Genomic DNA, 14,763 nt, shown 5'->3' on the forward strand with positions numbered 1-14,763 from the left:
CCATGGAACAGAGGTTGCTTGCGAACAAGAAGGAGTTTACGTCCAAGGGCTTTTTCCTCCAATGGGAATGGCTGCTGGTCGTACTGATTATGGCCGTGTTCGTGATGAATGCCAATTTGTCCGATTTTTTCATGGACTACGGTAATCTCAGGGATGCGACGATGGGTTTTCTCGACAAGGCGTTCATCGTCCTTCCGATGGTGTTTATCATTCTCATGGGAGATATCGATATTTCCGTTGGCTCCATCGTCGCGTTGTCCTCCGTTATCATGGCGGATTTGTACAACCACGGCATGCCGATGGCCTGGGCAATGGTTGTCTGTTTGGCGGTAGGGGCGCTGTGCGGTTGGATTAACGGGATGCTGATCGTTAAGTTCAAGGAACTGTCGGCGGTTATCGTGACGCTTGCGACGATGATCATCTACCGGGGAATCGCTTATATATTGCTTGAGGATCAGGCTTCGGGCAAGTTTCCGAAATGGTTCAAGTTTCTAGGCTGGGATTATGTCGGCACCCTTCCGTTCATTCTCATCGCCTTTGCCGTATTCGCGATCGCGTTCGGACTGCTTCTGCACAAGACGACGTTCGGAAGAAGGGTGTACGCAATCGGCAACAACGCCACCGCTAGCCGATACTCCGGCGTGCAGGTCGATAAGATCAAGATTATCGTCTTCACGCTTGCAGGTTTGATGTCCGCGGTCACTGCGTTGTTCCTGACTTCGAGAATGGGGAGCACGCGCCCAAACATCGCGACCGGTTACGAACTGGAGGTCATCGCGATGGTCGTGCTTGGCGGGATCAGCACCGCGGGCGGGAAGGGCAGGATGATCGGCGCGATTCTCGCGGTATTCCTGATCGGCTTCCTGCGCTACGGGCTCGGGCTAGTGAACGTGTCCGCGCAAATGCTGCTCATCATCCTCGGCTTGCTGCTTATTTTCTCCGTGGCGATTCCGCAACTGAAGCAACGCTTCGCTTCGGGACGAAAGGGATAATCCGCGTTACAAGACGGTTTCCGAACCGTTCTGTATAGATCACAAAGAAAAAAACAGATTAAAGGGAGGAAATGAAAGTGAAAAAGATTCTCGTAACGTGTTTGACCGCCATAATGCTGATGACGCTGGTCGCGGCATGCGGCAGCAAAAACTCGGATAACGGCGGCAGCCAAGCTGCATCCGAAAGCCCGAAAGCAAGCACCGTGGATAACGGCGCGGGCGGCAAGAAGAAATTCGCCATTATTTTTAAGAATACCGGTAACCCTTACGGCGAGAAAGAAATGGAAGGCTACAAAAAGGCGGTTGAAGAACTTGGCTACGAAGCGATTCTGAAAGCGCCGGACCAGCCGACTGCGGAAGCCCAGATCACGATGATCGACGAGCTCATCTCGCAGAAGGTCGATGCGCTCGCCATGGTCGCCAATGACCCGGATGCCCTTCAGCCAGCTCTGGAGAAAGCAATGAAAGCAGGCATCAAAGTGTTGTCCCTCGACTCCGCGGTAAACGCGCAAAGCCGCATGGTGCACGTGAACCAAGCGGACCCTGAGCGCATCGGACGTACGCTGATCCAAGGCGTCGTGGAAATGATCGGCGGCTCCGGGGAGATCGCGATCCTGAGCGCGACGTCCCAAGCGACGAACCAGAACCTTTGGATCGAGTGGATGAAAAAAGAATTGGAAGATGCGAAATACAAAGACGTTAAATTGGTCAAAGTTGCATACGGCGACGATCTGCGCGACAAGAGCGTATCCGAAACGGAAGCGTTGCTGAAATCGTATCCGAACCTGAAAGGCATCATTGCTCCGACGACAGTAGGTATCGCGGCAGCCGGTAAAGTGCTGACGGACAAAGGCCTGAAAGGCAAAGTGCAGCTGACCGGCCTTGGATTGCCAAGCGAGATGGCGGAATATATCGAGAGCGGCGTATGTCCTTGGATGTACCTGTGGAACCCGCTGGACGTCGGTTATCTGTCGGGGTACGTTGCCGACGCGCTAGTCAAAGGAACGATCACCGGCAAAGTAGGAGACAAAGTAACGGCCGGCAAGCTTGGCGAGAAGGAAGTTATCCAAGACGGTGACGGCACGCAAATCATGCTCGGAGACCCGTTCAAATTCGACGCCTCCAACATCGCGGATTGGAAAGCGGTTTATTAAATGTTTGATAACGTGGGAGAGAGACCGGTCTTTGGCTGGTCTCTCTTTTCCATAGCATATGGTGTTGTAACGGTCATTAGGGCCGTATCGTCATCTAAACAATTTAAGGTCCTAGGCCAGCCAACCAGCAATTCACTCGGTACAAACTGGCCGCAAACCCAAAGAAATTACATCTCATTATCCAAATAGAATGAATTTCTAATCGCCCTTCGATTTGATACGATATTTTATAGTAGCCCAGCCGTTCCATTCGGGACGGCTTTTTCGCATTTGACTCGGTGCAACGGAGTGCATATGCTTTGGAGAACTAGGACAAAGGCGGGGAGCCCATGTTTTACTCCATTCGAACCCAACTGATTGCGATTATCGTTATGCTTATCGTTCCTTTCGTGCTGATGGGTTATTTGTTCTGGAATCAGGCGGCCACCGCTTTGCGCGACTCCATTGAAACTTCGACGGTTCAAACCTTGAATCAATATGCCGATTTCGTGGAGAGCACCACCTCGCAAATCATGAATACGGCAAATCAAATCATAAGAAGCGACACGACGCAGGATTGGATTCGATCAAGAAAAGAGAATAATGAGGCTAGCAGCGTTCAGCAGAACTATCGGATGAGAAAATATTTCGACTCCATCATTAGCAACAGCACCCTTATTTTCTCGGTCAATATTTTTTATGATCGTTGGGACATGTGGAATCTCGAAGGAGACTCTTACCTTCAGAGCGATTGGTACAGAAACTATCGGGAAGCCGGTGTAAGGTGGGCAAGAGCTCATTATGATTCGAGGCAGAACGGAATTTATATGAACAGCACGAGAGTCAACGGCTTGGTCTATCCGTTGTCGGATCTGCTGAATTTGCGAGAAGAAGGGGTTCTGAAGATCAACTTGAAAACGTCCTCTTTGCAAGACCCGCTCGACAAGCTGTCGCTTGGCAAAACCGGCAAAGTATTTCTGATTACCCCGGACGGCTCCCCCGTTCTGAATCAGAAGGTGGACCTATTGCCGCATGCTCTTCTCGAACGGGTTCAGTCCCTGAATGGCGATAGAAATACGGGGACGCAGATCTTTAGGGACAAGGAGCACAGGTACATCTATTTTTATCAAACGATGGAGACGACCGGCTGGGTTGCGGTGGGGAGCGTATCGGAAAAGGAACTATTCCGGAAGATAACGGTAGCTCGGCAAAACGTATTGATCGTTGCTTGCATCCTCTTCGTAATAACCGTTTCTCTGACGTTCTGGTTTTCGTCAAGCATCGCCACTCCTATCTCCAAGATCGTGCGATCCATGAGGTTTGTCGAAGCGGGCGATTTTCTCAAGGGAAATGCCGTCATGCTGAATAAGAAGGTCAAGCAAAACGAGATCGGGTTTCTGACATCCAATTACCTAAACATGGTCAAGCGGCTCAAATCCTACATCGAAACCGAATTCGCGCAAAACCTTAGAAGACGCAATGCGGAATACAAAGCCTTGCTGCTGCAAATCAATCCCATTTCCTTAATAACACGCTGGAAGTCATTACGTCATTGGCGGCGCAAGGCCGGAATGAAGATATCGAACAAGTCGTAAACGACTTAAGCCGCATGTTAAGATCTTCGCTCAGGGTGGACACCGAGCTCATCTCGATTCATGAAGAAATCAGAACGATTCGCGCGTTTATTTCTATTCTCACGATCTGTTATGGGAGTCGCGTTAAGTTCGATATTATTGACGACCACATCAGCGATAATATTCAAATTCCTAAGCTTCTGATTCAACCGTTAATTGAGAATGCCGTCAAATACAGCCTCGGAATCGTTGAGGTTGCGGTCGTATCCATTTCGCTGCATGAGACGGCCGATGAACTGACAATCGTCATTAAGGATAACGGCGTCGGAATACCGGATGAAGTGCTGAAGGATTTATCGCCGGGAACCGAAATGAATTTCCTGCAAGACGTGCTGGACATAGGAGAGAAGGGAATTGGCCTTAAGAACGTAATCGCAAGAGGGCGAATTTATTACGGGTCTCGGTTTGCTTTCGATATTCATACAGCCATGAACCAGGGCACGGAGATAACGATGATTCTGCCTATCAAGAGGTGATGAGAACGTGTATGACATTATTATCGTTGACGATTCGGCGGAAATTAGAAAAGGTTTAATGCTCAAGCTGAACTGGCAGGAATATGGCTTTAATGTTTTAACGGAAGCATCTAATGGAGAAAAAGCATTAGCGTTGCTCAAAGCCCGGAGAGTACCCGTACTCATTACGGATATTAGAATGCCTGTTATGGACGGGCTGGAGCTGCTTCAGGAATGCGCAATCCGGTATCCGGAGATGAAGACAGTCGTCTTATCGGGGTACAATGATTTTCCGCTCGTTCAAACCGCGATACGCAAGGGCGCCAAAGATTATCTTCTGAAGCCCGTCATGAAGACGGAGCTCATTGCCGTGCTGCTTAAAATAAAGAAAGAACTCGATGACGAGAGGGAGCGGGCACTTGTAAAAATTGTCCATGAGGATGTCTTATTTCCTGAAGTCTCGGCACTTGTTACGATGTATGGCATGGCGGAATGGGCGAATCATGCTGCTCCCGTTCGTTTTGTCACTTCGGAGATGCGCATACCCCAATCGCGGCTTGCGGGAGGCCAAGTAAGCGGGGTTTCTTTCAAAGAAGCTTATCAACTGTTAGTTATGGAAGTCGTCTCGCAGTGGGACAAGAACGTTGTCGTTTTCCGCGATCCCAATCAGCCTTACCGGATGCATTTCATTGTTCATCAAGACTCTGGCTCCATGAATGAGGATAGCGATGAACTTCTGAATAGATTTATTGCCGATGTGAAGGAAAAAGTAATCCGCTTCTTGCAAATCGAGCTAGTAATCGGTGTCAGTCACCCGGTATGCGGCGTTCAGCATTGGAAAACGGGTTTAGAGTCGAGCCTATTATCCTTGAGCAGAAGCAAGCCGGATATGGTGTCGCAAACGATTTTCAACGATTACCACGAGCATGAGGAAGGGCTCTCGAACGCGATTCTCAAGAGATTCGCCTTGTCTATCGAGAATGCAAATGAAGGTCAGATGCTGCAGACGCTGGATGAAATCTCTCAAGCCGGCAAACAGGCATCCGTTCAGTCCTTTTCTTTTTTCCTAGTACAGCTTTGTTTGATGATGGATGAGTTGATACGCAAGTACGACCTTAGAGATATTGACCTGCACCTCATGTTATGGCATTACATTAATTCCGTATGGGGTTACGAATCGTTCGATAAAATCATCGGCAACATACGGGATATTTCCTTGCGGGCGGTCGCGTCTCTTCAACGTTTTAAGAACAAGGGGAGAGAGGACACGATCACCGTTATTCAGAAGCATATGCTCAATCATTATGGAGAAGAGCTGACGTTATCCGCGATTGCGGAGCAATTTCATTACAATGTGGCGTATTTGTCCGATCTGTTCAGGAAGCAAACCGGCAGCACGTTCAGCGATTATTTGCTCAAGATTAGAATGGACAATGCGTGCAAGTTACTTCAAGACAATAGCTTAAAGATCGCCGACATCGCCGAGCTGACGGGCTTTTCAAGCTCGGCCTATTTCAGCAACGTATTCAAAGGCTGCTTCGGAGTAGGACCGAACGAGTATCGCAAGAAGATGTCTACCCTTGAATCGTAGTCCAAAAATATTACATCTCATCACCCAAAACGGCTGCATTTAGACCCGGCCTTTGGCGTGCTATCCTAAACTCATATTCATCATTCTTTACAAAAGGCGGGATACAATGCTCAGGTTGCGCAGGTCGATGGTCGTGCTACTTATTATTTGTTTAGGAATTATGGTGTTGTCGGCTTGCTCTTCCAAGAAGTCGAATGAACCAGGTTCAAGCGAAGGCGCGGCGAGCGAAAGCAGTGCAAGCGCCAGTCAGGAAGAGAACAAAGGGGACGGCAAAAAGATAGAAATCAAATACTGGAGACATGATTTCGCTCCCGAAGTCGATGCGATCAAGAAGCTGATCAAAACATTCGAGGAGAAAAATCCTAACGTCACCGTGAAGATGGAAGTCATTCCATACGGAGACTACGAAACGAAGATTCGTACGGCGCTTGCTGCAGGCAGCCCACCGGATATTATTGGATTGGACGGTCCAACGCTTGCGGCTTACGCGCATCAGGATGCCGTTATTCCGTTAGATAAGTACATGGATATGGACGGGAACAAGGAGGACATCGCCGCCCCGGTATTGGAGAGCTTGACCTATAAGGGGAAAATCTATGCGGCGCCGCTTAACGATGCGAGTATAGGGATGTTCTATAACAAAAAGCTGTTCGAGAAAAACGGAATCGAGCTGCCTTCTAAAGATCCTCAGCAGGCATGGACGTGGGATCAAGTGCTTAAAGCCGCTCAGAAAATCAACGACCCCGCCAATAAAATATACGGAATCGATCCGGGCTGGGGATTGGGAGAAGGAGAAGGCTCTACTTTCGTCAAACTTCCGTTCATCTGGCAAGCGGGAGGCGAGATTCTAAGCCCCGACGGAACCCAAGTCAAAGGTTTTCTGGATTCGCCGGAATCCAAGAAAGGGTTAGCGTTCTTCTCTTCTCTGTACAATGAGTATAAAGTAGCGGCTAAAGAGCTTCCTCCTGAAGCGTTCGAGACGGGGAAACTCGGAATCATCGTCAACGGACCTTGGGCGATATCGGGATTCGCGACCTCCCATCCGGAATTCAAATTAGGCGAGGATTGGGATATCGCGCCATTATGGAAAGATGCCAAACAAGTTACGCCTAACGGCAGCTGGAATATGGCGATTACGAAAGGCTCCAAACATCCCGACGAGGCGTGGATGTTCGTCAATTGGGTAACGGGAGTCGAAGGGGCGAAAGTCTGGTACCAAGAAACCAAAAACTTGCCTGCCCGTCTTTCCACCGCAAGCGCATTCCCTGAATTATCCGAGTATCCGATGAACATTTTCGTGGAGCAATCCAGCAAATTCGCACATCCGCGGCCTGTAACGCCGGCTTATCCGGTCGTTACGTCCTCCATCTCAAAATTGTTCGCCGATATAGGAGTGGCTAATCGGGATATAGACGAAGCCGTCGATGAGGCGGTAAACACGATAGATCGGGCTCTTCAGAAAATTAAATAACAGACGTCTACGATCGGGAGAGCCTAAGCTGCTCTCCCCTTTTTAGAAAAGAGGTGGAATTTTGAAATTTCCCGTATCCTTCAGCAGGCAAGAAGAGAGGGCGGCCTATCTATTTATACTGCCGGCCGTCATAAGTTTGGCGCTGTTTACTTTTTACCCGATGATCAACGCATTTATAATCAGCTTTAAGGAATATAGCCTGATCAACCCCGATTCTACTTTCATCGGGTTGACCAACTACAAGGATTTGCTGGCTGATCCTAAATTCATTAGCAGCCTCGTCCATTCTTTTCATTTTGCGCTTGTCGTCATTCCCGTTCAGACGATTATTGCCCTTGTAATGGCATTGCTAGTCTACAAAAGCTCCTTGGTTTCAGGGTTATTTAGAACGGCATACTTTATGCCCGTAGTTATCGCCATGGGCGTAGCTTCGACCTTATTTAAGCTCATTTACAACAAAGATTTCGGTCTGCTCAACAGCCTTCTCCATAGTGTCGGTTTGCCGCAAGTAGCGTTCTTGTCGGACACTAAATTGGCTATGTACGGAATTATGCTGCTGGCCATGTGGAAATCCGCCGGTTTTTTCATGATCGTATTCGTTGCCGGATTAAACAGCATTCCCAGCGACTTATATGAAGCAGCGGAAGTGGACGGCGCGACTCGGCTGCAGAAATTTTTCAAGATTACGCTGCCGCTATTAAAAAGAACAATGACGTTCATCATCATCATTACGACGATGGATGCGATTAAAATATCCGGTCCCGTCTTCATATTAACGGCCGGCGGTCCGGCGGATTCAACGACGACATCGGTCTACTTTATTTACAAAATGGCTTTCCAGCAAATGGAGATGGGTTATGGCTCCGCGGCTGCCTTTATTTTGTTCGTCATCGTTATGTTCATATCTATTATTCAATTGCGATTATTAAAATCGGATGTGGAATATTGAGGAGTTGATCGACTTTGGAACGCGCAGGACATCTCCTGAAATGGATGCTTATGATTGTTATTGCGCTTATTTCGCTGATTCCCATCCTATGGATGATCTTGGGATCGTTCAGACCCCGCCAAGAGCTCTTTCAGTACGTATCCTTGGAGTGGCACCTGCTCTTTCCCGTTAAATGGACTTTGCAAAATTATATCGCCATTTTCAGCGATTCAAGCAAGCCGCTCGGAGTGTTCATTAAGAACACGGTGTTCGTCGCGGGTTTGGTCACGTTATTATCGCTGTTGTTTAATTCGATGGCCGCGTTCGCGTTTTCCAAGCTCAAGTTTCGCGGCCGGAACCTGTTATTCGCGGTGTTCCTCTCCGCGCTCGTCATACCCGGAGAAGTTACGATGGTCCCGACGTATTTGCTGATTCATGCCTTCCATTGGACGGACAGTTACAACGCGTTGATTATTCCTGCAGCCGTTTCCGTTTTCAGCATTTTCCTGCTCGTGCAATTTTTCGCGGATGTCCCGAGAGAGCTTCTGGAGGCGGGGAAAATCGACGGGGCTTCATGGTTCGGCATTTACGCCAAAATTCTGATTCCCTCCGCGGTCCCCGCTTTGATCACGATGGGTCTGATTACATTCCTGGGACAGTGGGATTCCTACTTATGGCCGCTTATCGTCATTAACGACGAGAGCAAACAAATGCTGCAAGTGGCCATCGCAACCTTCACGAATCTTCAGTCGACGGAGTGGGGGAAAATTCTCGCCGCGGACACGGCCGCATCCGTACCCATACTGATCTTGTTTTTGTTTTTGCAAAAATACTACGTTCAGTCCATTGTGAGCTCGGGAATTAAAGGCTAACCGCACAGGACAGAAGGAGCTTCATATGTGCCATATTTTCGAATTGGTCGCTTTAGACAAGGATTTCAAACCATTCATAGGAACGCTTACCTGCGATTGGTTAGGTAACGCAAGACCGGATATTCAAGTATCTTACCCTTCGGCAGGGATGGCCAAAGTTCGTATACGCTTTACGCTGGACGAAGAAGTCCAACAGGACGATTGGCGCGTGGAAATTCGTCCGGTTATATTGCCGACGTTCCACTGGTCCCCGCACCTTACTCCAACATCCGAACACGTGATCGACCAGCATTCTTTCCGCAGTCCTGCGCTTATCGTACATGACGGTGCCAAACTGCTCTCGATAGTTCCCGATCTGGATGTGTTGGCTGATAACAAAGGGGAGGTTATGAGCGGTCGTTCTTCCGATCCCCGCTGGTACATGGACATGGATGCGCCCAATAATCGGCTTGCATTGGGGATGTGCGGCACTTCGGTTAAAGAGCATGTTCTGTACTTTCGGGAACCGGGAGCGCGATTTCCTCGGGGGCAGGTAGAGTTCGGCTTTTATCTCTTCGTGTCCGAAGACCCGGCGAGCATTGCCAATCCGTGGCGCGATTTGCTCCGCCTTATGTGGAAGGGATGGGGAAGTCCGCTTCTCGCTCAAGGGCAGCCGATTAGCGGCGAACTCGATTCGTATGTAGATCGGGCTTATCATTGGGCGTTTCAGGATTGGCGGGATGTGGTATGGCAGGAATTCGAGCTTGATGGTAAAAGGGTTGGCGCCCCGGTGTTCATCGTGAACGTGACCCAAAGTCCGAATTATCCGGGAGTACCTAGCGAAAGGGAGGTTCGATCGATCTGGAATCAAGCGTGGTTCAGCTCGCTGCGTTCCGCGCATGGACTGTTCCGTTACGGACGGCTGATTAAAAATGAAGATTACGTGGAGAAAGCTCATTTGATGAAGGAGCTTGCTTTATCGGCACCGCAAACGAACGGCTTCTTTCCGTCGGTTATCGCAACGGAGATGGAACAGGTTGAGCTGGATGGCAAAGTTTACAATCGGTCCAAAGGCTGGTCGACCCTCTACTGGGGCAATTCCGACCGCAATCCGTTTCACCTTAACATTCGCGAGGCTCCGCTTCATGTTTTGGATATGAGTTGGACGGCTTTACTGATGTTGCGCTGGCATGACGAATTGGAACGGGATGAGCGATTGCTGGATTATGCCCGTAGATATGCGGATTCTCTACTGGCTTTGCAGGATGAGCGCGGATTTTTCCCGGGATGGATCGACGAGAAGAGCTTCAAGCCCTGCGGAGTATTGGATGATTCCCCGGAAACTTCGCTTTCGGTTACTTTTTTGCTGAAGCTGTACGAATTAACCGCCGACCCGTTATATGCGGATGCCGCTTATAAGGCAATGGATGCAGTGTGCACGGAAATCGTACCGGAAGGACGCTGGGAAGACTTCGAAACCTACTGGTCGTGCAGCCGCTGGATGCAAGTCGAGTCGTTGGGAAATAAGATTGTTCGGAATAACATGCACAAGCAGTGCAATTTTTCGATGTTCTGGACGGCTGAAGCGCTGCTCGCTTGTTATCGGTTGACGGGGCGGGAGGACTACTTGAATATCGGTCGGCGTTGCTTGGATGAACTGCTGATGACCCAAGCGACATGGCAGCCGCCTTATATTTATGTGCCGGCTTTAGGCGGTTTCGGAGTAATGAACGCGGACGGGGAATGGAACGATGCGCGGCAGAGCCTTTTCGCCGAACTCATTGTTGCCTATGGATTCGAGCTGAATGAGGACGAATACAAGGAGCGGGGACTGGCGGCTATGCGCGCATCGTTCACGATGATGTACTGCCCCGAGAATGAGTCGGTCAAAGAGCGATGGGAGAAGGCGTGGCCGTTCCTGAACGAAAAGGATTATGGATTTATGATGGAAAACTACGGTCATGGGGGAAGAACGCACCCGGTAGAAGATCCGATGGGCGAATTCACGATATTCGATTGGGGTAATGGGGCCGCGGCCGAAGGGTATTTGCGTTTGCTCGACCGCTTCGGGAAAGAGTTTGTTGCTGGACAATATCCTAAGTGAGGATGATGGAGGCACGGTTAAGAAAAGGTGGAAATGGCTTCTGATAGCTGTACTGTTGGCGGTGTCAACGGCGTATGCCGGGGCGGCCGGGGCAGTGACTCCCACGAATGTAACCAAGATTTCACGCGTTACCGGTGCAACTCCAAGCGGGGAGACGATCCCCAATCCGAATCAGACACACTCCAATTATCAGGTGGAAGGAACGGATCTCGGCATCATGTGGGACAAAGGAGGAGGCGAAATATTCGTCCTCTTCGGCGACACCTTCGGTCCAGGATGGTGCGGCAACGGGGGCTGCGGCAGCGGATGGCGCAGCAACGTACTCGCCAAATCCTCGGATACGAATCTCGTGGATGGGATGACTTTTTCCACGATGATTCAGGATACGCCGGGCCATGCCAAAGAAATCCTCAATTCCAAAAAAATCAATAACGATGAAATGACGGTCATTCCGACGGCTGGGGTTACGGTCGGCAGCAGGCATTATATTCATTACATGTCCGTTAATCATTGGGGCAATCCGGGAGAATGGTTTACCAATTATTCAGGCATCGCCTATTCCGACGATAACGGGCAAACTTGGACGAAACACGCCACGGCAAAATGGCAAAACAACGCGAGTTGGAGCAGTAAATTTCAAATGGCCGCATTCGTGAAGGACGGCGGGTTCGTGTATATGTACGCAACGCCGAACGGGAGATATGGCAGCGTGTATTTGGCGAGAGTGCCGGAGGCGGGCATGCTCAATATCGGGGATTACCGTTATTGGGACGGCAACGGCTGGAATACGTCGGAAGCGACGGCCGCGCCCGTCACGATCGGTATTGCCGGAGAAATGTCGGTCATCTATAACACGTATTACAACAGATTTATAATGACTTACTTGAATCCGTATACCGAAGCGCTTGTCATGAGGGATGCGGGAAGTCCGACGGGACCGTGGAGCGGCGAGAAAATACTCGTGAGAGGCAGCGATTACCCGGGGATGTACGGATCTTTCATGCATCCTTGGTCGAACGGCGGATCGGATTTGTATTTTGTCATGTCCGAGTGGGGGCCGTACAATACGTTTTTGATGAAAGCGACTTTAACCGCCGACTCCTTCGGCAATAACTTGATATCCGAGCCGGGGTTCGAGACGCAGGCTGCAACCACGTACATGGCTCCATGGTACTTGCAGGGGAATGGCGGCGTCGACCGCAACCTCGGAAGTGCGAGAACCGGTCAAGATAACGGGTTTGTTCGGTATAATAGCGGTTGGAATGCATTAAAACAAAGCGTAGCCGTTCAGCCTTACACGGATTATACATTGAAGGGCTGGGTACGAACGTCAGGCAATAATAACGAAGGTTACTTCGGGGCGCGAGGGCCGAATAACGGTCCCGTTCTGAATGAAACCCGGTTTTACTCCTTGGCGAATTATACCGAGCTTACCGTAAACTTTAATTCAGGCGCGAATTCAGTCGTGGAAGTTTACGGCGGGATGTGGGCGAACAACGGCGATACGTGGATTCAACTGGACGACGTCAGCCTTGTCCGGGGGCCTAATCTTGTTGGGCAGTCTGGATTCGAGCAGCAGCCTTCATCTACACCGACTTCACCCTGGTACAAAATGGGAAATGCTGGAATTGATCGCAATCTTGGATTTTCCCGCACGGGAGTTAACAATGCTTGGGCACGCAATACAACTGGCTGGAACGCGATGAAGCAGGAAATCGCCGTGGAGCCGAATACCAGCTATACGATGACCGGCTGGGTTCGCACCTCCGCCAATCATAATAACGGTTATTTCGGCGCGCAAACGCTGGGAGGCGGTCCGATTCTAAACGAGCTTCATATGACCCAAGCATTCGGCTATTACACGCAGCAGACGGTCGTCTTTAACTCCGGCAACAATCACAGCGTCGAGTTGTTTGTCGGTACTTGGGCGAATAATGCGGACACATGGATTCAAATCGACGATTTGAGTGTCGTGAAGAATTAAGCGAGCAGGTAGCAGTAACCTCCCTGCCTCCGTGCGACTCAGTAGGTCCAGATTCTGAACCTATTAGTGTTTCTGAAGCTCCGCGCGACGCAGTAAGTCCAGATTCTGAACCTATTGGTGTTTCTGATGCTCTGTGGCGGGGAGTTGTGCTAAATATTCGAGTAATTCGTGCGTGGCGGGGTTTATGGCGGGGAGTTGTTCTAAATATTCGAGTAATTCCTGCGTGGCAGGGGCTGGTGACGGGGAGTTGTGCTAAATATTCGAGTAATTCGTGCGTGGCGGGGCTTGTGGCGGGGAATTGTTCTAAATATTCGAGTAATTCGTGCGTGGCAGGGGCTAGTGCGGGGAATTGTTCTAAATATTCGAGTAATTCGTACGTGTCGGGGCTTGTGGCGGGGAGTTGTTCTTAATATTCGAGTAATTCGTGCGTGGCAGGGGCTTGTGGCGGGGAGTTGCTCTAAATATTCGAGTAATTCGTGCGTGGCGGGGCTTATGGCGGGGAGTTGTGCTAAATATTCGAGTAATTCGTGCGTGCCGGGCTGGTGGCGGGGAGTTGTTCTAAGTATTCGAGTAATTCGTGCGTGCAAGAGTCTGAGATGCTGTAAGTCCAATTCTGAACCTATTGGCAGTTTTGGTGCTCCGTGCGCCTCAGTAAGTCCAGATTCTGTAAACTCGCACTAAACAAAGCACTCCCGCGGGCTTAAGCCAACGGGAGTGCTTTATTATTTACAATAAATTAAGCATTCTCCCACTGATTGCGTCCATCCACATCGATGCCGCGAGCGAGCCATATTTTATGGCCTTCATTGACTTCCGGAATGACCCTGGCATCTGTAGCGAAATAGCGCATCGTGTATCCGCAACGGCGGAATTCGCTCTTGTTCGGCGGCGCGCCGTGAATGATTCTGGAATCGTGCAAGGAGCATTCGCCGGGCTCGAGCTCAAAGTACACCGCCTTGGATTCGTCGATATTTTTAATCTGCGTGTTGAAAATATTTTCCCCCATGCTCACGTCTTCATACTCCGAGAACCCGTTCATATGCGTCCCCGGGATGACGCGCATGCAGCCGTTTTCCTTCCAGCTGCGGTCGATCGCGAGCCACACGGTTATGATTTTGTCGAAGCGGGTTAAACGTCCGTTCCAGTAAGAAGAATCTTCATGCCACGGAGTTTGTCGCCCGATAAGGGGTTCCTTGCATATGAAATGGCTGGACCACAAGCCAATGTTCGGTCCGATGATGGACTGGACCAAGTCCAGCACATTGTCATCCAATAAGAACGGAAGCAGCCGCTCATCGCGAAAATGAGGGGTGTCTTGCTCACTGTTCATTCTTCTGCCGTGGCTGGCCCATTGCTCTTCGAAAATCTCCGTGAGCTTCGATAACTTCTCCGGGCTGAAGAGCTGCTTCTTGTGCAGGATATAACCGTTCTGCTCATAAAATTTAGTTTCTTCCAAGGTAAGCGCATCTGTCATTGAAGGAACCTCCCTTAAGTGGTAGAGCTATCTTCTTCCTCTTAAGAATATTGCATTAGGCGATGAACATCTTGTCGCAGCCCGAAGCTCCTAACATCATTTTTTGTGCTATATTGATATTAAGATGTTCTGAAGGAGGGGGGATA

The 14,763-nt window shown here is 49.8% G+C and carries 11 protein-coding genes; 10 read left to right on the forward strand and 1 reads right to left on the reverse strand.

The window, feature by feature from the left end:
- Positions 1 to 2: 2 nt before the first annotated feature.
- The 10 genes from K7P76_RS02635 (at position 3) to K7P76_RS02680 (ending at position 13,143) form a co-directional block, all read left to right on the forward strand.
- Complete coding sequence (locus tag K7P76_RS02635; RefSeq protein WP_232182880.1) at positions 3 to 992, forward strand: ABC transporter permease; 990 nt, start codon at positions 3 to 5, stop codon at positions 990 to 992.
- A 71-nt stretch (positions 993 to 1,063) separates the two neighbouring features.
- Positions 1,064 to 2,146, forward strand: a complete 1,083-nt coding sequence (rhaS, locus tag K7P76_RS02640; protein WP_232182882.1) for a rhamnose ABC transporter substrate-binding protein — start codon at positions 1,064 to 1,066, stop codon at positions 2,144 to 2,146.
- Between the two features lie 329 nt (positions 2,147 to 2,475).
- On the forward strand, positions 2,476 to 3,720 hold the full coding sequence (locus tag K7P76_RS02645) for a sensor histidine kinase (protein WP_232182892.1): 1,245 nt from the start codon (positions 2,476 to 2,478) through the stop codon (positions 3,718 to 3,720).
- Complete coding sequence (locus tag K7P76_RS02650; RefSeq protein ID WP_373692331.1) at positions 3,669 to 4,235, forward strand: sensor histidine kinase; 567 nt, start codon at positions 3,669 to 3,671, stop codon at positions 4,233 to 4,235. Before K7P76_RS02645 ends, K7P76_RS02650 begins: the two co-directional genes overlap by 52 nt.
- A gap of 7 nt (positions 4,236 to 4,242) precedes the next feature.
- On the forward strand, positions 4,243 to 5,805 hold the full coding sequence (locus tag K7P76_RS33390) for a response regulator transcription factor (protein ID WP_232182904.1): 1,563 nt from the start codon (positions 4,243 to 4,245) through the stop codon (positions 5,803 to 5,805).
- Between the two features lie 106 nt (positions 5,806 to 5,911).
- Positions 5,912 to 7,276 (forward strand): ABC transporter substrate-binding protein, encoded by a 1,365-nt coding sequence (locus K7P76_RS02660; RefSeq protein ID WP_232182906.1) that lies wholly within the window; start codon positions 5,912 to 5,914, stop codon positions 7,274 to 7,276.
- 61 nt (positions 7,277 to 7,337) lie between these two features.
- The gene (locus K7P76_RS02665; protein ID WP_232182908.1) at positions 7,338 to 8,225 is read left to right on the forward strand and encodes a carbohydrate ABC transporter permease; all 888 of its coding nucleotides are present in this window, start codon (positions 7,338 to 7,340) and stop codon (positions 8,223 to 8,225) included.
- Between the two features lie 14 nt (positions 8,226 to 8,239).
- Positions 8,240 to 9,076: a carbohydrate ABC transporter permease gene (locus K7P76_RS02670; protein ID WP_232182910.1), complete on the forward strand. Its 837-nt coding sequence runs from the start codon at positions 8,240 to 8,242 to the stop codon at positions 9,074 to 9,076.
- 25 nt (positions 9,077 to 9,101) lie between these two features.
- Positions 9,102 to 11,159, forward strand: a complete 2,058-nt coding sequence (locus K7P76_RS02675) for a glycoside hydrolase family protein (RefSeq protein WP_232182912.1) — start codon at positions 9,102 to 9,104, stop codon at positions 11,157 to 11,159.
- A complete protein-coding gene (locus tag K7P76_RS02680) occupies positions 11,137 to 13,143 on the forward strand; it encodes a glycoside hydrolase family 183 protein (protein ID WP_232182914.1) in 2,007 nt (668 codons plus the stop codon). Before K7P76_RS02675 ends, K7P76_RS02680 begins: the two co-directional genes overlap by 23 nt.
- Positions 13,144 to 13,879: 736 nt before the next feature.
- Here the strand turns inward: K7P76_RS02680 and K7P76_RS02685 are convergent.
- Positions 13,880 to 14,617 carry a phytanoyl-CoA dioxygenase family protein gene (locus tag K7P76_RS02685; RefSeq protein WP_232182916.1) on the reverse strand — a complete coding sequence of 246 codons (738 nt, stop codon included), beginning with the start codon at positions 14,615 to 14,617 and terminating at the stop codon, positions 13,880 to 13,882.
- Positions 14,618 to 14,763: the final 146 nt, after the last annotated feature.

Origin of the sequence: Cohnella silvisoli (assembly GCF_021190915.1) — a bacterium.
In the GTDB taxonomy this organism is placed as follows: domain Bacteria; phylum Bacillota; class Bacilli; order Paenibacillales; family Paenibacillaceae; genus Cohnella; species Cohnella silvisoli.